This is a genomic window from Cutibacterium sp. 37298, assembly GCF_023838685.1.
GTDB classification, from domain to species: Bacteria; Actinomycetota; Actinomycetes; order Propionibacteriales; family Propionibacteriaceae; genus Cutibacterium; species Cutibacterium acnes.
This window is the reverse complement of the sequence record NZ_JAJNRJ010000001.1, coordinates 864043-881618: the sequence shown is the minus strand read 5'-3', so window position 1 is coordinate 881618 and position 17576 is coordinate 864043. Positions and strand designations below refer to the sequence as shown.

At 62.0% G+C, this 17576-nt stretch carries 14 protein-coding genes, 2 pseudogenes and 2 riboswitches; of the genes and pseudogenes, 3 read left to right on the top strand and 13 right to left on the bottom strand.

Annotation, left to right across the window (positions count from 1 at the left end; genetic code table 11):
- Positions 1 to 187: 187 nt before the first annotated feature.
- Positions 188 to 907, top strand: coding sequence for a precorrin-8X methylmutase (locus LRP59_RS04220; RefSeq protein WP_002531818.1), 720 nt, complete (start codon positions 188 to 190; stop codon positions 905 to 907).
- Positions 908 to 1036: 129 nt separating this feature from the next.
- Positions 1037 to 1701: pseudogene (locus tag LRP59_RS04215) on the top strand (ATP-binding protein); the annotation flags it as partial.
- Positions 1702 to 1776: 75 nt separating this feature from the next.
- Here the strand turns inward: LRP59_RS04215 and LRP59_RS04210 are convergent.
- The 11 genes from LRP59_RS04210 to cbiB form a co-directional block, all read right to left on the bottom strand.
- A complete protein-coding gene (locus tag LRP59_RS04210) occupies positions 1777 to 2847 on the bottom strand; it encodes an ABC transporter substrate-binding protein (protein WP_002513159.1) in 1071 nt (356 codons plus the stop codon).
- 1 nt (position 2848) lies between these two features.
- Positions 2849 to 3640 (bottom strand): ABC transporter ATP-binding protein, encoded by a 792-nt coding sequence (locus LRP59_RS04205; protein ID WP_002513158.1) that lies wholly within the window; start codon positions 3638 to 3640, stop codon positions 2849 to 2851.
- Positions 3637 to 4656, bottom strand: coding sequence for an iron ABC transporter permease (locus LRP59_RS04200; protein WP_002513157.1), 1020 nt, complete (start codon positions 4654 to 4656; stop codon positions 3637 to 3639). Before LRP59_RS04200 ends, LRP59_RS04205 begins: the two co-directional genes overlap by 4 nt.
- Positions 4657 to 4743: 87 nt before the next feature.
- A riboswitch (cobalamin riboswitch) is annotated at positions 4744 to 4922 on the bottom strand.
- 92 nt (positions 4923 to 5014) lie between these two features.
- The gene (locus tag LRP59_RS12080) at positions 5015 to 5152 is read right to left on the bottom strand and encodes a 23S rRNA methyltransferase (RefSeq protein WP_171011474.1); all 138 of its coding nucleotides are present in this window, start codon (positions 5150 to 5152) and stop codon (positions 5015 to 5017) included.
- Positions 5153 to 5590: 438 nt separating this feature from the next.
- The gene (locus LRP59_RS04190) at positions 5591 to 6457 is read right to left on the bottom strand and encodes a VOC family protein (protein ID WP_002513155.1); all 867 of its coding nucleotides are present in this window, start codon (positions 6455 to 6457) and stop codon (positions 5591 to 5593) included.
- Between the two features lie 41 nt (positions 6458 to 6498).
- Positions 6499 to 7767 carry a CbiX/SirB N-terminal domain-containing protein gene (locus LRP59_RS04185; RefSeq protein ID WP_002513154.1) on the bottom strand — a complete coding sequence of 423 codons (1269 nt, stop codon included), beginning with the start codon at positions 7765 to 7767 and terminating at the stop codon, positions 6499 to 6501.
- Complete coding sequence (cobJ, locus tag LRP59_RS04180) at positions 7764 to 10334, bottom strand: precorrin-3B C(17)-methyltransferase (protein WP_054249198.1); 2571 nt, start codon at positions 10332 to 10334, stop codon at positions 7764 to 7766. The genes LRP59_RS04185 and cobJ overlap by 4 nt, the downstream gene beginning before the upstream one ends.
- Positions 10331 to 11302, bottom strand: a complete 972-nt coding sequence (cobM, locus tag LRP59_RS04175) for a precorrin-4 C(11)-methyltransferase (RefSeq protein ID WP_002513152.1) — start codon at positions 11300 to 11302, stop codon at positions 10331 to 10333. The genes cobJ and cobM overlap by 4 nt, the downstream gene beginning before the upstream one ends.
- Positions 11299 to 12054 (bottom strand): precorrin-2 C(20)-methyltransferase, encoded by a 756-nt coding sequence (gene cobI / locus LRP59_RS04170; RefSeq protein WP_002513151.1) that lies wholly within the window; start codon positions 12052 to 12054, stop codon positions 11299 to 11301. The genes cobM and cobI overlap by 4 nt, the downstream gene beginning before the upstream one ends.
- A 58-nt stretch (positions 12055 to 12112) precedes the next feature.
- Positions 12113 to 12172: riboswitch (cobalamin riboswitch) on the bottom strand.
- 198 nt (positions 12173 to 12370) lie between these two features.
- On the bottom strand, positions 12371 to 13843 hold the full coding sequence (locus tag LRP59_RS04165; protein ID WP_002521192.1) for a cobyric acid synthase: 1473 nt from the start codon (positions 13841 to 13843) through the stop codon (positions 12371 to 12373).
- Positions 13843 to 14757, bottom strand: a complete 915-nt coding sequence (cbiB, locus tag LRP59_RS04160) for an adenosylcobinamide-phosphate synthase CbiB (protein WP_230606450.1) — start codon at positions 14755 to 14757, stop codon at positions 13843 to 13845. The genes LRP59_RS04165 and cbiB overlap by 1 nt, the downstream gene beginning before the upstream one ends.
- Before the next feature lie 183 nt (positions 14758 to 14940).
- Here cbiB and LRP59_RS04155 point away from each other — a divergent pair, with 183 nt between their 5' ends.
- Positions 14941 to 15495: a histidine phosphatase family protein gene (locus tag LRP59_RS04155; RefSeq protein WP_371408054.1), complete on the top strand. Its 555-nt coding sequence runs from the start codon at positions 14941 to 14943 to the stop codon at positions 15493 to 15495.
- 272 nt (positions 15496 to 15767) lie between these two features.
- Here the strand turns inward: LRP59_RS04155 and LRP59_RS04150 are convergent, their stop codons facing one another.
- Together LRP59_RS04150 and LRP59_RS04145 are read right to left on the bottom strand one after the other, a co-directional pair.
- Positions 15768 to 16388: a response regulator transcription factor gene (locus LRP59_RS04150; RefSeq protein WP_002513146.1), complete on the bottom strand. Its 621-nt coding sequence runs from the start codon at positions 16386 to 16388 to the stop codon at positions 15768 to 15770.
- A gap of 4 nt (positions 16389 to 16392) precedes the next feature.
- Positions 16393 to 17548 (bottom strand): annotated as a pseudogene (locus LRP59_RS04145) (sensor histidine kinase).
- Positions 17549 to 17576: the final 28 nt, after the last annotated feature.

The following is a 17576-nucleotide window of genomic DNA, read 5'->3' as shown; positions in this document are numbered from 1 at the left end:
CGTGCATGGCAGATCTGACTTTCGAACCGCATAGGGTCGTTCACAGTGGCGCGTCCGTGCCGGCACTTCCCGGCTTCAACCACGTCATCAGGACATTCTCGAGTTGTACGTTAACCAGTTAAACACAGCCGCTCCTAAAGTTGTATCCAAGGGCTGCCTAAGCTTGGTTGCGCCCCGTTACAGCACAATGGCCCAGTGTTACGCTTCCACACAATCACCACCACAAGTTTTCGCCGTCGTCAGGAGCAGCATCGTGGTCCACGAATACGTCAACAACGGATCCGACATCTACCGCGAGTCCTTCCGTATTATTCGCTCCGAGGCGAACCTAGATCGCTTCCCCACCGACGTTGAGGGGGTTGTCGTCCGCATGATCCACGCCGCTGCCGATCCGGCCATCGCCGATGACATCGCTTTTACCCCAGCAGTAGTGACGGCAGCTCGCAAAGCTCTAGGTGACGGTGCACCAATTCTGTGTGATTCCTCCATGACGGCCACTGGCATTATCCGATCCCGACTACCGCGCGACAACGAAACGATCTGCTACATCAAGGACCCTCGCTTGGCCGATATCGCTCAGGCGAAAAATATGACGAAGACCTGCGCCGCGGTGGACTTGTGGGCTGAGGAAGGCAAGCTCGACGGAGCCATTGTCGCTATCGGCAATGCCCCCACCGCACTGTTTCGAGTACTTGAGGTGTGCGAAGAGACCGGCGCTCGCCCGGCAGCCGTCGTTGGTATCCCGGTCGGGTTCGTCGGTGCAGCAGAGTCCAAGCAGGCCCTCGTCGACTCGAAACTAGGGTTGGAGTATCTCACCTTGCTGGGACGACGCGGTGGATCGGCGATCGCAGTGGCCGCCGTTAACGCCATTGCATCGACCGACGAGTTGACCAACAGTCATCGCTGACGGCAGCGAATTGCTCTTTCCAAGACAGCGAATCGTCATTCTAGGCACGGCGTTTCGCTGATTCAGCGGTAGCAAACTACTAATGACTTAGTATGCAGTTATTACAGCGCAACATCACCGCTTGGGTGCAAGAGCTACGCCCACAGACTGGTCCAGCGAGATGCCTCTGACATGGCACAGACCCGAATTCCCATCCTTGGCAAGTTACTCCAACTGCTGGCGGCTGTCCCCCGGGGCCGAGCTGGTACAGGACAGGCTTGCGCACAAACTCGACGTGGCACGCGGGACCGTGGTTCGCTATTTCGATCTCTTAGAATCCTTGTTCCTTATCCACCGTTTGCCGGCGGGATCCCGCAATCTCACGAAACGGCAGATCCAGCGTCCCAAGGTGTTCCTCATCGACACGGGACTCAACGCCGCACTGTCGAATATGGACGCCGCCCACTTGAGCTCGATGCAGGGCGCCGACCATCTTGGTCCTCTACTCGAGCAATTCGTGGTTTGTGAGCTGCTGCGGCACCAAGAATGGTCGGCAACACCCTTCAAACTTTTCCATTATCGGGATCGCCAAGGTGCCGAAGTAGACATCATCGTGGAAACCCCGGCAGGCATCATCGCGGTAGAGGTGACATCTACTGCTGCGGCCACTGCCCGGCACTTCCAGCACCTCAAGGCCCTTCGAGATCGGCTTGGTGACGAATTCCTCGCCGGTATCGTCTTGACGACCGGCACGGGACAAAATCCGGCGATCGGCTCGAATCGAATCGCTTCCCTTCTCGTCGCTGTGGTCGTGATGAGACGAGATTCGACCACATAGACCGGTCGGAGCTTCATCCCGAGGGTTATGGCAGCAGGACGGCCCAGATTCCTCAGCCCTCGTGCCCCGGCACGGATGCAGGGATCGTGAGTTGCGGCTTGATCGACGACTTAGGCTCCAACCCCCACTTCTCCAAGCTGACCCGCAGATGCTCAGCAGCATCAATATTGAGAGGGCCAGAGGTCCACATGGCGTAGGGAAGGTTCAGGAAGCGCTTCTTCTGCACCGCAGCAAGATTCTTGGTCGCCGGGTTGGATTGCAGGATCTTTACCTTCTCGGAGAAAGGCTGGGCATCGTAATCAACGAAGGCGATGGCGTCGGGCTTGAGTGTCGCCACTTTCTCCCAGCCGATCCTTACCCACGTATCGTTGACATCGTGGGCCGCATTCTGCCCACCCGCAGCATTGATGATGGCCTGCGGTCCGCCCTTATTTCCACTAGTGAAGACCGTGTCCTTGGCTGAGTCGAACAGCAAAACCACAGGGGTTTTCGCAGCCTTCGGAGCCTTGTTAAGAGCGTCAAGCCGGTCGTCGAGATCCTTGACCGCTTTCTTCCCGGTCGGTTCATTGCCGGTGAGCTTAGCCAGGTTACTCAGATCAGTACGGACGGCGTCCCACGGCTGCATGACACCACGAGCCTTCTCACTGCCCTTCTGCCGACAGGATTCGCTGAGCAGATAACTGCCAATGCCCCGCTCATGGAGCTTGTCCGGGGTCAGATTGCCCTCTTCGGAGAACCCATAATTCCAGCCCGCGACAACGACATCGGGCTTGTTGGCGATGATCGATTCCAGCGTCGGATACCCCTTGACAGCCTCATGCAGGTTGTCGATGACATGCGAGCCGTACTTGGCAGCAAGAATCGTTTTGTCATCACCCAGTGAACTTACAGCAGCGATCTGCCTAGCGGCCCCCGCGCTGAGAGCCATGGCGATGATGTTGCCGTCATTGACATAGAGACGCTGGGCAACCTTGGGATACGTCACCTTGTTCCCACAGTTGGTCAAGGTAACTTCGGATGAGCTCTTGGCGTCGTCACCCTTGGAGGTGGATCCACTGCTGCATCCGGCTAGAGCCATGGCTAGGCACGCGACCACGGCGATAGGCAGGCGAGGAATAGACACTTCAGATTTCCTTTCTAGAGGGCTCGGGCAGCGCTGCGGTACAGACGAGTTCCCGGCTGCCTTCAGGGGTGGTGACATGATGCGCGATGACATGGAAAGCCGTCGCCACGTTAGACGGGCTGAGCGCCTCCTCGGCGGGTCCCGTGGTAAGAACTCCGCCGTCGGCCAGGACGACCACGCGATCGAAGTGCGAAGCGGCCATGCTTAGGTCGTGGATGGTGGCCACGACCGTCCGCCCACTGGCACGCAGCGTCTCCAACAACTGCAACTGGTGTCGAACGTCAAGGTGATTGGTCGGTTCGTCCAACAGGATGAGATCGGCCCCTTGGGCCAGCCCACGCGCGATGACGGCGCGTCGCCGTTCACCGCCCGACAAATGGTCACACCGACGATCGATCAAATGATCCAACCCGACCAAAGCCAAAGCGTCACGAATGATCGCGCGCTCGGAACGCTGCCCCACCTGCCACGGCTTGCGGTGCGGCGTGCGTCCCAGCGCCACCATCTCTCCCAGCAGGAGATCCGGGGAGGGAGATTCCTCCTGTCCGACGAACGCCATGAGCCGAGCCCGCTGCATGGGTGTGTACTGGTTCACGGATTTCCCGTCGAGCAGGACATCCCCGGCATTGACCTTTCTGACGCCGGCGATGGATCGCAACAGCGTGGACTTACCCACACCATTGACCCCGACGATGGCAGTGAGTTGTCCCGCTCCCGCCGTGAAGCTCACGTCGTCGACGATGACGCGATCACCGATCCGGCACTGCACATTGCGAACGTCAAGACACGTCATGATTCACTCGAGAATCGGTATTGGCTGCGACCCATGAGGTACAAGAAGATGGGCGCACCAATGAATCCGGTTACGACGCCGAGGGGCACTTCTTGCGGAGCCGCAATAACTCGCGCACCGACGTCCACCCACAACAGGAACAGGCTGCCCACGGCGGCAGCGATTGGGAGCATCGACCTATGACTGGCTCCCACGAGCAATCGAGCCATGTGGGGGATGACAAGCCCCACGAACCCAATGCCGCCGGAAACGGCCACGAGCACTCCGACGAGCACTGAACTACCGACGAACAGCGCCTTGCGGACGCGCGTGTCAGGTATGCCCAGGGAACGGGCGACGTCGGTGCCGGCCGCCAGAGCATCTAACCACCCGGAGAACGCGATCATAAGCACGGCGATAACAACAGTGACAAGGGCCGCCACCCACAGGCTGTCCCAGGTGGCACCCGCAACTGACCCCAGCATCCAAAACAGCACCGACTGTGCCGCACGCGGGTCGGGACTTCGGAAGACGAGGAAACTCGCCAACGCCGAGAACGCCGAGGACAACACCACGCCCGACAGCACCAACCGAAGCGGCGTCATGCCTCCTTGCGCCATGGAAATGAGATAGACCAATGCAGCTGCCGCCAAGGCCCCTACAAGGGCACCAAGAGTGAGTCGGTGAGTTCCCCACGAAGTGAACATCCCCAAAGCGATGACTGCGGTTGCTCCCACACTTGCGCCAGCCGATACACCTAGCAGGTAGGGGTCAGCCAGCGGGTTCCGCACCAAGGTCTGCATGCCACTTCCAGCCAGGGCAAGACCGGCGCCAACGATAACCGCCAGCAGAGCCCTCGGGGCACGTAGGTCCCAGACGATGACGTCAATTATCGGATCGGGTCCCGGTTGAGCGGTCACCCGAGCGCCCACGGTGTCAAGGACTCCACGCAGCGGCAGTGGTTCGGATCCGATGGCCAACGAGATGACGGCACTGACGACGATGAGCACCACGAGGACCAGCAGCAACGGCGCCACCGGTAACCTGCGGTCACGCTCAACCGATCGCCTCGATGAGGGCATGACAGTTCCTTCTTGGTGCGAGGATCTTGATGCGAGATCCGAACGACACAGCGCCGTGCATGGGGGTCTTCGGACTTCGGATCACCCTCGGTCGGCCCTTCCCAGGATCACTCCCAGTGGTTTCGCCGACGTCGTCACCGTCACCGCTGCGCAACAGTCCCGGATTCACACCGGGTTCCTGCGACCTCATCAGGGCCGCACCATACAGACTCATGGAGGATATCAGGGACCCCCATTCCATGCCGCACAGCCCCGTCAACATACCGGGCCACACAACAGAATCGGCTCGGACCACGAGTTGTGGGGCGAAAAGCTACACGGTAACCGCGAGGTGCCTACTTCCGATCGCCTCCGAGCCAAGCTCCACCGTGATGCAAACTTTGCGTGAGAGCAAGCCGCTGGACGCGAAAGCGTCAGGACGCGTTGTCACCGCACAGATAGTGGAATCCACGACCCCGCCGTGCTCGTTGACGAAAGCCTCGCAGACAGCGCGTTCGGGCAGCAATTCGCGGTCTTTTCCCCATCTGGCGTCCCCCGTGACGTCAACGCGCTTGTGTTCCTCACACTAAGACCCTCATCGAAGTGCTGCTTAGATCTCGACTGTGATCGGATCCGGCCCGAAAGTCGCACCTCCAGCGTCAATGCAACAGGCAGCTACAACTGTGGACGCTCAACGTGAAACGGACGCCCGCGAAGGGGTCCCGTTGCCTGCCACAGGAAACCGTCCACCACGATGCACACTAGAAACCCTAAACACTGTAACCCACACTTCAATTCACACTGCAAAACTTGAAGTGTAAATTGCAGTGTGACGTTCCCACACTGCAAGCATGACCAGTCCATCATGACGATGAGGTGTGGGGCGTCGCAACACAAGGACCGCTCATGCTCACCCCCAGAGGACGTCACCCTCCCAGGTTCCCGTCGACACCACCGGGACGACCTGCCCAGTGACGACTGACCCCACATGCGGCACACGAGGAAGGTTCGCAGACACGGCCAGAGTCATGGGAATCGAAGTGTCACCCACGATCCGGTACCAGTCCACCCCAGTTAGCACGTTCGTGCGTTTCTCAACTTTCTTGCACACCATCGTCATCTCAGCGACAGCACTGGCCTCACCACGGGTAGCTCGCCCGGCGTTAATCTCCATGAGCCAAGGACTGATCAGGGTTCCGGCGGCGAACTGTAGCTCGCCGCCCAAGGATCCCTCGTGGGAACGCCCGTACTCCTCCTCGGATTCAAAAACCCGCAACATCTGGTTGGCGACCGCGCCCACACGAAGATGCTTAACAAAACGAGGGGTGTCGTCGCCAGGCTCGGCACACAACGGCACCTCGACCGGATCGTCGACGTTGGCCAGGAACCGCGCCACGTGCCTGCGATTCATTGTCGGCAATGTGAGGACAGACTCCCCGGTGAGCATCGAGGCAAGACCCGCATGGGAATAGATGTCGACTAACGCCACCGCTGGGCTGAATCGCACGAGATCCGCCGGATGCGTCGTCGGGGCGACAAGGGAGGCCATCGTCTCCATCTCGTCGTGACCCTTTTGCTTCATGAGAGCTAGCCGAGCTCCAGACGGATCAGTATAAGCAGCCAGCAAGTCAAATCCGCCGACATCTTCCACACCGACGGCACCAGCCTCAGCCGCAGAGTTGACAAGAGCGTCAAGATCGGGAGCATCGAAGCCCAGGGCATGCAGGTCGTGGGAAATCACCCGACGATGATATGCACCACCAGACGCGCCCGTCATGGTCGAGCGATCCCACGCCGTGTCATGAATGACCCCATTGATCAGCCTTGCAAGGCTCGCAGCACCTCATCCCGCAGCCTGGCAGAACGACGTGGGGTGCGGTCACCGACGACGCTGACTGTCATGCCGCCAGCCTGCTGGGTGGCCGGGGTGAAAGCACTGCCCTTGCGGCTGTTATCGCCACGCACGCAGAAGATGCCTCGCCTGTCGGCCTCTTCGGCCACCAGGGCATTGACTTCTGGATCGTTCGTGAGTGCCTGGACGAACCAGACTCCGTCAAGATCCTCAGTCTGGAAAGCCCGACGCTCCAGGTTCACCAATCCTTTACGGAACATGCGGGTAAGCTGGATGCCAGAATTTGGGGCCACGACATGCACGTCGGCGCCCGCCTCCAACAACCGCACCACGCGACGCTCCGCCACGTGCCCCGCACCGACGACCAGCACCTTGCGCCCCTGCAACCTCAGGCCCGACATATAAACGGGAGCTCCTTCCCCCAGACCGACCTCGTCGAGAGGCTCGCGGTAACGATCGACGACGACATCTGCGACCTCGTCACAGTCACCAATTACCGGAGCAATACGGATCTCGACTCCGGGGTGGCTAGCTTGCCAGGCCTCCACCTGTTCGGTCATCCACACATGTAGCAGGCCTGGGAACAAGAAATTGCCCTGCACGACGATCTGGTTGGCCCCCTGCGCGGCTAAGGCAGACAAGGCTTCCGGGACTGACGGACGAGTCACCTGAATGAAAGCAGGCTCGACCCGCGACAGGTCGTTTTCCTCCCAGAACATTCGCGTCAGGGTGTAGTGAGAGGCGTTGGCGTCAGGCACTAGGGCGCCACGCCCCACGAGCACTGCCGACGTGTCCCGAGGCCTCCACTCCTCGCATCCTTCACCAGCGGCAAGGGTCTCGGTGAGACGATGGTTGAGGGCCTTGCGCATCCGAACGTCCGGCAACAGCGGGGCGGAATACATCACCCGGGCGTCCCCGCGGCCCTCGTCAATTGCCTCCGGAATATCCTCGCGGACGTGACCGCCAGTGTTGAACATCAGTGGCACGACGACAGCGGCTGCCTCCTCGTCGCCGCCGGCCCCCTCGGGATTGTCTGGGGCCTGGGCGACGGCGGCACCGACGGCCTCGGGGATGCCGGGTTCGGCGAGCTCGACGAACCCCAGTTCCACCGGGATACCAGGCAGCTTGCGAGCAACGCGCTCAGCCAAAGCACGGCACTCGGCCACACCTGCCTCGTCGCGGGTGCCGTGGGCAGCGATGACCAGCGGAGTTCCGCTGGTGAGGGGATCGGTCATTTCGAATCCTTTGTGTCGTTTATGGGCTCAGACATGCGAGTGGAGTGAACCGGAGGCTTGGAGAGATAAGTCTCTTCGTCGGCCTTGGGCAAGTCCTTGTGGGTGTAATTCTTGCGAGCCTCGCTACACACGTGCCCGTCCATCCAGTGGTAGTCACGCGGGGTGACCATGAGACGTCGTCCATCACCGGAGCTGACGTACTTGGTCGTCGTCGAGCCGACGACAACCAAGGTTGTCATGCCACACCACTCGGGCTTGAACTCTTCGAGGGTAGACATGATCACTTGCTGTTGACGGCGCTCAGCGTGGGAGACCAGGGCCACCGGGGTGGAAGGCGGACGGTGCTCGGCCATGATCGCCAGGGCATCAGGGAGCTGGTGGGTACGAGTGCGCGAACGCGGGTTATAGAAGGTGGTGACGAGGTCTCCCTCAGCAGCCGCCTTTACGCGCTTGAGAATGAGGTCCCAGTCGGTATGCAGGTCCGACAGGGAGATAGTGGCGTGATCATGTCCCAACGGAGCACCGAGGATCGCCGAGATGGCGAGCTCAGCGGTGACTCCAGGGACGATCTCGACGTCGATACCGTCGGTACCCATCTCCAGAGTAGGGGAGGCCATCGCGTAGATGGCCGGGTCGCCACCACACACGAAAGCTACATTGCGGCCGTCCCGGGTGGCCTCGATAGCGGCCTGAGTGCGCTCTTCTTCGGTGCCCATCTTGGTGGCCAGGATTGTGGCCCCTGGGCGCACCAGGTCTCGTATCTGACGCACGTAGGGGGCGTAGCCGGCAACGAAAGTCGCATTGCGGATGGCCTCGACGGCGCGCGGAGTCAGCAGATCACGGGAGCCCGGTCCGAGCCCAACCACCGACAGATGGCCACGTGCCGGGATGCGGCCGATGGCGCAGGTAGCCTCCGAGGTTTTGGTCTTATGTACCAGCAACTCGGCCCCCTGGCACAACACCGCGGCCTCACTGACGCTCGGCGTCCCGACCTCCCGGGCAACGACGTCGGAAGGTGTCGGGACATCGTGGGCGGCCAGAGCCTCGGCGGACTCAGTGCGATATTCCACACCGAGTTGGTTAGCCAGCTTCACCAAACCAAGCTCGCCGGCCTTAACCTCGTGGGACACCAAGCGGGTCACCGAACCGAGAGCCAGGCCGTTATCCTCCAAAGTCTTAACGAGGAGTTGACGCAGCGACTCGACCTCGGTGCCCTTGTTGCATCCCATCCCAACGACTAGACAGCTCGGATGCAAGACAACGGTAGGCAGGTCGTCACCGTGATCGACGAAGACGCGCTCTGCAACCCGCTCGGAAACGATAACCCGGGCAGCCGGGGTCTCGACGTCCTCGGTGACGTTCTGGGGTAGCGGGGGCAACGGCCAAGGCTGCTCGCGGACGACGAGCACCGGACGTCCGGCGATGATCGATCCGGTTACACCCGCGACATCACCCTCGTAGGCCCAGCCAAGCTGGTCGAGGGCCGGTACACCGAGGGAGTCGGTAGCGGTGGAGACAACCGCGGTGCCGCTGAGGGCCTCGGCAACGGTGCGGGAGAGTTCGTTGGCTCCACCGACGTGACCACCCACCAACGGGATGGCGAAGCGTCCAGCCTCGTCAACGACGACCACTCCCGGGTCAGTCTTCTTGGACTCCAGTAGTGGGGCAATGATCCGCGTAGTAGCGCCCAGGGCCAAGTGGGAAACGATGAGATCGCACTCCCCCCATGCGGCGGCCAGACCGGTGCGCGATGGCCCGACATACTTCTTCGTCTCACGCTTGAGAGCGCGGTCAATGGCCTCGGCGTGGGCTACGGCAGCGTCGGAGTTGATGATCTGTCCGATGATCGGATCACGGTCGGAACCGTCGGGGTTGGTGTCGGAACCTGGCTGCGGGTCGTCGGGACCGTTGACGTTGACATCACCAGCGAGCTCGGGGTTGATACCGAGGGCCTCCGGAGAATCCGGGTGGTGCTCAAGCACCAGCACGACGTTGGGGCTAAGGATGTCCTCATCGGCGATAACGGCCTTGGCAGCGTCCTCGTCCAGAACGCGCACTCGCTGACCCTCTTCACCGATCTTCTCGGCCAGCACGAAGGTCTTACCACGACCTGCAAGCCCATCAACCAGTTCAGCGAGACCTCGATTGGGCGCCGTCAGCACGCCAACCTTGGGATGGATCTTCGCAAGCCGAACAGCCGTTTCGATGTCCTTGGAGTGGGAGGAGACAAACTGGGCGTCATCCCACGGCAGGGCGATCGCGGCGAACGCTGCCTGCAAAGAGGTCGGAGCCGTCACCACCTCGACACGCAAACCGGCCTGTCGGATCCGGCGAACCACACCGAAAAACAGCGGGTCACCGGAGGCGATAACAACGACGTTGGCGTCATCAGGCAGCGACTGGATCCGCTCAATAGCGGGCCCGATAAGACCAAGTTTCTGACGCTTATCGTCGGAGACAGCAAGGGCATCAAGGTGACGCTGACCACCGACGACGAGATCAGCCTGGGTAACTTCCTCGCGTAGGGCGTTGCTAATAGTGCCGAGATATCCGTGGACGCGAATCATGAATTGCCCTTCGTGTCGGGGTTCGTGGAGTTCCGGTGGTAAACGCCGCAGGTGCCGTGAGCCTTGAGGTCAGCGTGGGCCTGAGCGTCGGCTGCGCGATACTCGTGACGAAAACCGGGATGGTAAAGGTGGCTGCGGGTGGAGATCGGCCCCTCTGCCAGCGCCGGGCCCACAAGGACGACCGCATGCTTCCACAGCTTGTGGTTACGCATCGTCTCCGACAGGTGAGCCAAGTCGCAGCGAAACATCATCTCCTCGGGCCAGGTCACCGCATACCCGATGATGCAGGGGGTCTCCGGCAGATATCCGCCCTCCAGTAAGGCCTCCTGAAGCGCCTTGTTACGGGCCGCTGACAGGTAGATTGCCATAGTTGCCCCGTGGCGGGCGAAGGAAGCAACGGTCTCACCGTCGGGCATGGGCGTGCGCCCGCCCTCGAGCCGGGTGAGGATGAGTGACTGAGAGACTTCCGGGACAGTGATCTCGACGTCCATCCGAGCAGCGGCAGCCGAGAAAGCAGAGATGCCAGGAATGGTCTCGAAGTCAATACCAATACGACGACACAGGTCACGCTGTTCTGCGGTAGCCCCGTAGATGGACGGGTCACCGGTGTGGACCCTGGCCACCACCAGACCCTCGTCGCGGGCGCGGGTGTAGAGGGGTTCAAGGTCCTCCAAGGGGATGGAGGCGGAATCGATAAGCTCAGCGCCCTCCTTGTGACGGGCAACCATGTCGGGATGTACCAGGCTGGAAGCCCAGATGATGATGTCGGCGGTCTCAATAATCCGAGCACCACGCACACTCACCAAGTCTGGGGCACCCGGACCAGCTCCAACGAAAACGACCTTGCCAGCTCCTTCGGGGATGTCATGACGGGACACCGGCGGCGGCTCGATGGCGTTGTGGTCTAAATCCTCCAGAGCCTTCTCAGACACATGCTGGGTGGGTCGTGCGGCCTGAGGTTCGTTCACAGTTTCCCTCCTGTGGTGGTGCGCTCCGGAGTGGTCAAGACGGTCGAGAAATACGGCAGAGTCTGCGCGTCAGCCACCTCGTCAAGGGTGATGATCTGCTCAGATGTCAAGGTGACGTCGGTGCCGATGACAGCCTGACGGTCCCGGCTGCGCAACTGCTCGACGACGTCGGGGAGTTTACGTCCGCCCTTGTAGATCGCAACCGAGTCAACGAGGTCGAGGACCTGCCCAAGCTTGTTGATGCCGACGGTAGCCGGGACGAGGGCCAGGATCTCCTTGCCCTCGACGAGTGGACGCCCGGACGCAGCCGATAGGGCCTGCATAGCGGTAATGCCAGGGCTCAACTCGACGGTGACGTCGGGCAGCCTCTCCTCGACGTTGGCACGCAGATAGGTGAAGGTAGAGAAAACAGTCGGATCACCGACGGTGGCGAGGGCGACGGTACGGGCTCCCTCATCGAAGGCTGTCACCACGGCGTCGGAGGAGACCTGCCAGGAGGCCTTGCGCTTTTCACCGACACCGGACCTCTCCCGCATTGAGAAGGGGATGCGTCTGATACGCCCGGTGATTTCGGGAACGACAGCCGTGATGATGCTCTCGGCACGCCCCGGACCATCAGTGGTGGCCTCGGTGTAGGGAACGAGGATCACGTCTGCCTCGCGCAAGATGCGTACGGTTTTCACGGTGACCAGTTCCGGGTCACCCGGGCCGACCCCCACTCCGAAAAGGGTGCGTGACGTGGCATCGTTCATGTGGTTCTCCTCAGGTACCCTCGCCTGACGGTCTGTTCGGCAGGAATCGGGCAGAGCGTCTGGCTGCACCGCATGGGGGTGTCTCACAGTGGCGGGACCGCTCCGGAATCTCACCGGATTGCTCATCGCTCGATCGCATATCGAGCATAGCTGAGACGAGACATCACACACACCTAATGCTGCGGTAGCGAGGAACACATCGCCGCACCGAATACCGGGTCTCTTTGGCCGCCGTGCTGTTCTTGCACGCTCACAGCATGGACCAGGTCATCTGAGAACAAGATGGCCAAGTAGGAAAAGATCCTCAACCAACAGATCAACGCGCCAGGTGCAGTATCCGATCGACATCGACGTGAGCCTCCAACGCGTCGGCGAGGGTTTCGATCATCGCCTCGCGTCGAGCCTGATAACCCAGCTCGTCGGAGTGCGGACGCCAGGATGATCCAGCGTGACGGGCCGCGTCAGCCAGCCACGTGCGACGGAATTCGTCGTGCTCGAATGCCCCGTGCCACATCGTCCCCCATACCGGACCGACGTGTATGCCGTCAAGGAAGGCTTCAGCGTCCTCAAGCGAGCGACAGACGCCGTGATGGATTTCATAGCCACCAACCTCGATCCCCCGCCATGTCCCGTGCGACAAGGCAAGGGTCTTCGTGGCGGCGAAGTTCACCTCGACCGGTAGCAGTCCAAGCCCTTCGACGACACTTCCCGGAGCCGTCTCCTGACCATCGGGGTCGAGGATAGTGCGGCACAGCATCTGGTACCCGCCACAAATGCCCACCACGGTGCGCCCCTGCTTGGCACGGCGAGCCACGACGTCAGCGATGCCCGAGCGTCGCAACCATTCCAAGTCGGACACAGTGGACCGCGACCCCGGCAGGACGAGGACGTCAGCGGCCTGACACGTATCCGGGTTTGTCGTCACCTGGACGTCCACCCCGGCCTCGCCAGCCATGGCGTCGACGTCGGTGGCGTTGGAGATACGCGGGAACCGCACCACCGCAACCCGTAAGGATGACGGGTCGACGGCGTCTCCCTCGTGACGCCACCGTCCCACTTCCAAGGCGTCCTCGCCATCGAGCCACACCCCCGGGACCCAAGGCAGTACCCCGAAACTCGGCATCCCGGTACGATCGGTGATCTCCTCAAGTCCGGGAGCGAGGATGGCATCGTCACCACGGAACTTGTTGACGATGTAACCGGCTAACAGAGCCCGGTCGTCATCGTCGAGAAGTGCCCAGGTGCCAAAGAGACTTGCCAGAACCCCGCCGCGGTCAATGTCACCGACAAGCACGACCGGCAGGTTCTTGGCCTGAGCCAACCCCATATTCGTGTAGTCGCCGCGGCGCAGATTGATCTCGGCCGGAGACCCAGCTCCCTCACAGATCACCACGTCGTGGGACGCGGCAAGCTCGTCATAGGCAGCCCATGCGACCTCGGCCAGGTGTCGCCGTCCGGTGGTGTACTCCCCCGCCTCCAACACTCCACCGGGCTTTCCCCGCAACACGACGAAGGAGCGCCGATCAGTGCCCGGTTTGAGCAACACTGGATTCATGGCAGATGTTGGTTTGACCCCGGCTGCAGTGGCCTGGAGGTACTGGGCTCGGCCGATTTCGGAACCGTCTGCGCACACCATCGAGTTGTTTGACATGTTCTGGGCTTTGAAAGGCACCACGTCGATGCCGCGACGTCGGGCGACCCGGCACAAGGCGGTAACGACGAGGGATTTACCCGCGTCCGACGATGTTCCGGCAACGAGGATTCCGGTCATGGTGAGTCTCCTTGTCATCAACGCCCTTTGCTGTACGGCAGAAGACCGCGCGGAATCAGGCCGCCGTAGAACAGCACATGGGCCACACTGGCCAGCCCTGCGACAGCACACCAGGTGGCTGCCGTGGTGACCGTGGTGACCAGGCGCGCCGCGTCGGCCGTCTTGTCAGCATCGGGACGGGGCCCCGACCCCAGTAAGGGGCGGAACTCCACCCGGTTGCGGTAGTAGACGTTACGTCCGCCGAGTTGAACACCGAGGGCCGCTGCCCAGGCCGACTCGCACCAGCCACCGTTGGGACTGGGATGGTGGCCATGCTCGGCCCGCACCACTCGCCAGGTAGTTTTCCGATCGCCTCCGACCGTTGAGGCACACCCAGCGGCCAAGGCTCCGGTGAGCCGAGCTGGCACCCAGTTGACAACGTCGTCGAGGTAAGCGGCCACCTTGCCGAAGTGCTCGTAGCGGTCGTTATGGTGGCCGATCATGGCGTCAAGGGTGTTGGCCCCGCGGTGGACGAGCAGCCCGGGCAACCCAGCGACCGCGCCCCACCAGAGCGATGCGACTGCGGCGTCGGAGGCGTTCTCGGCCATCGACTCGACGGCGCCCCGGGCAATCTCGAGGGCGTCGAGGGCGTCAGGGTCACGCCCGCACAGGTGCGGTAGACGTTTCCGCGCGGCAACCAGATCGCCATTGGCCACATGGTCGGCCATCGCCCGGCCTTCGCGAGCCAGAGATGCAGACCCGACGACGGCCCACGTGGCCAAGGCGGTGGTGGCGATACGGAACGCCGGTCGGTTTCGGGTGAGGCGATCAACGGCGCCTCCGATCACCGCAAGCGGCGTCAAGCAGGTGACAGTAAAGAGGGTCCCGCGTCGCGTCGAATCCGCGTACATGGTCTTTTCCAGCCGGGCGACCGCCGCACCGAACATGGCCACCGGATGGTGGGTTTGCGGGTCAGGCACGATGTGGTCGGCGATAATGCCCAGCCCCAGACCAGCAGCCCGGCAGAGCAGACCGACAGCGACGTGGCGGCGTGGCGTGATCGACATACCTCACACCTTATCGAGATCGAGTTATCGAACGGCCCCGGTAGCCTTCCTAAGGTGAGCCGCATCGTCATCGTCAGGCACGGACAGTCGACATGGAATCGTCAAGGACGCATCCAAGGACAGACCATGGGTGTTCGGCTAACGATGCGCGGGCGAAGTCAGGCTCGCCAGGCCGCTCGCGCGGTGGCAGGTCTGGTGCCCCACGGCACCCCGATCGTCGCCTCGGACCAGAAGCGAGCAGTGCAGACGGCCCGTCCCATCGCACGAGTTTTGGGAGTGCAGGTGATGACGGATCCGCGGCTGCGAGAGCAGGGGCTGGGGGCCATGGAGGGGCACACCGCCGATGAGCTCGAACCTCTTCCTCAGCCAACGGGGGTACATCCGGCCGACGTGCGATGGGCCGGCGGGGAGTCGCTCGCAGACGTGGCTGAGCGGTGTCACAGCCTGCTGGACGACTTAGCAGCTCGTCATCTGTCGGCAACCGTGCTCGTCACGCACGGTGACACCATGCGGGTCCTACTGGGGATTCTCGATGGTCGTAGTCACCGAGACCTCGACTGGGATCTCTCGTTGACGAACGGAAGCGTCATGGTACGAAATGTGGACCTGGGCAAGTTACATTGACGGCCTTTGCGGTCGTAACCAGTCAACTGGACGCTCCATGCCCCACCCCCGAAGCCCGCAAGACTGTACTTTCCACGTCATCGAGCGTGTGCCCGACGATCGTCCGAAAGGATGTTTCCCGTAGTACTGGGAGACTTGTAACGGGGTTCGCGACCGACTCGAACGCTGCGGGCAATCTGCGTCATACTCTCAGCCTTGGCGATGCCGAACCGTTGGCTGGCTGCATCCCTGCCGACGAGCAATGACCTGGGCCACATCACGAACCACGACCCTCACAGCCACCCCCGATGCCGAGCCGTGACAGCCGCCTCAGTGCGATTCGCCGCACCCGTCTTGCCGATAGCCGAGGACACGTGGTTGCGCACCGTCCCCACTGACAGGCACAGCTCGGAAGCAATGAGGGAGATCGATGCTCCCGACTCGGCCAGCCGCAGGATCTCCCGTTCCCGGTCTGACAAGGGATTGTGACCCTCGATGAGGGATTCAGCGGCCAAGGCCGGGTCGATGGCCCTACCTCCGGCGTGAACCTTGCGCACCACCTGGGCCAGATCCTCGGCAGGGGTGTCTTTAACAAGGAATCCAGCCACACCGGCATCCATGGCTCGTCGCAGATATCCCGGTCGCCCGAAGGTCGTCACGATGAGAATTCGACACCACGGCGCCTGCTCCCTCAGCTCGGCAGCGACCGTGATCCCGTCGAGACCAGGCATCTCGATGTCGAGCAAACACACGTCAGCGTCAGTATCCTGCACCAGGCCAATCACCTCGTCACCTCGCCCGCACGTGCCGACGATCTCCAGGTCGTCCTCCATGCCGAGCAGGGCTGCCAGAGCTCCGCGTACTAGGGTCTGGTCGTCAGCTAGCACGAGCCTGATCGGGGTCTTGTTGACCATGGTCTCAGCCTGTCACGACAATCCGGGTACCGTAGCCACGCTCCCCCGGCCCGATCCACAACTCTCCCCCGGCTACCTCGACCCGTCGGCGCATACCCGTCAAACCGTTGCCCTCGGGAGCGCCTCCTCGGCCACGACCGTCATCGCTGATGGCCAGAACCTCGTCATCGATCTCGACGAAGCAGGTGTGGGCCTGCGCGTGACGCACCACATTCGTCACCGCCTCGCGCAGCACCCATCCGCGCACCGTATCAAACTCCGAACGCTCGCCATGGCACCCGCGTTGGACATCAGTACGCGTGTCGGAGACGACACACTCGAGACCAGCGGCCTCCAGTGCAGTACGAGCTGCGACAAGTTGAGCATCGACTCCCATATGAGCCATGTCACTGACCAGTTCTCGTACCTGCGCGCGACAATCCGTGCAGTTCGACCGCCTGGGCACGCGCAGCGTCCGGATCGGTGCCAATGAAGCGTTCCACCAACTGGGCCTTCATGGCCATAACCGTGAGTGTCTGGCCGAGCAGATCGTGGACATCGGAGGCGACCCGTTGGCGTTCCTCCAAACGTGCCAGGACGTCCTGTTCGGCTTGACGAGCCAGCTGCCCCCGGCAGGCCGTCCGCTCCAGGACCCCCACCACCGTCACTACAGCAACCGAGATGGCCGAACAGATCGCCCACGGCATCAGGTCCGGCGTGGTCCACACCAGCACAGCCATCCCGACGACCTCGATGGCGAGCGTGATCTCAAGGGCTATCTCAGGCATCTGGAAGACAGCGAAGGCTATCGGGTATGCCAGCGCAGTGGCCACCATCTTGGGGCTGACAAGGGCCAACAGGGCGCACAAGACCACGAGCACAACCTGACCCACGATGGCGCTTCTACGGACCTGACGTTTCGTGTACCACAGTTCCAGCCCGTCAACATGCCACCAGAACAGCGCCAAATAGAACAGCGCGAAGATGGCCAACCCCACCCAGCCCAAAGCGATGCGCCATGGCGGTAAAGGCGAGCTCTGAAGGGACACGACGGTATAGGCGAGGAAGACAAGCCAGACACCAGCAGCGAGGGCGTTGCGGTTACGACGCCGCACGGGACTCGGACGCGATGCCCCTACGATCACTACCATGGCGGAGTCCTTCCTGCTAGCCCCGTGCATTCCAGGGGTGCTGTCCCGATCGATTTCA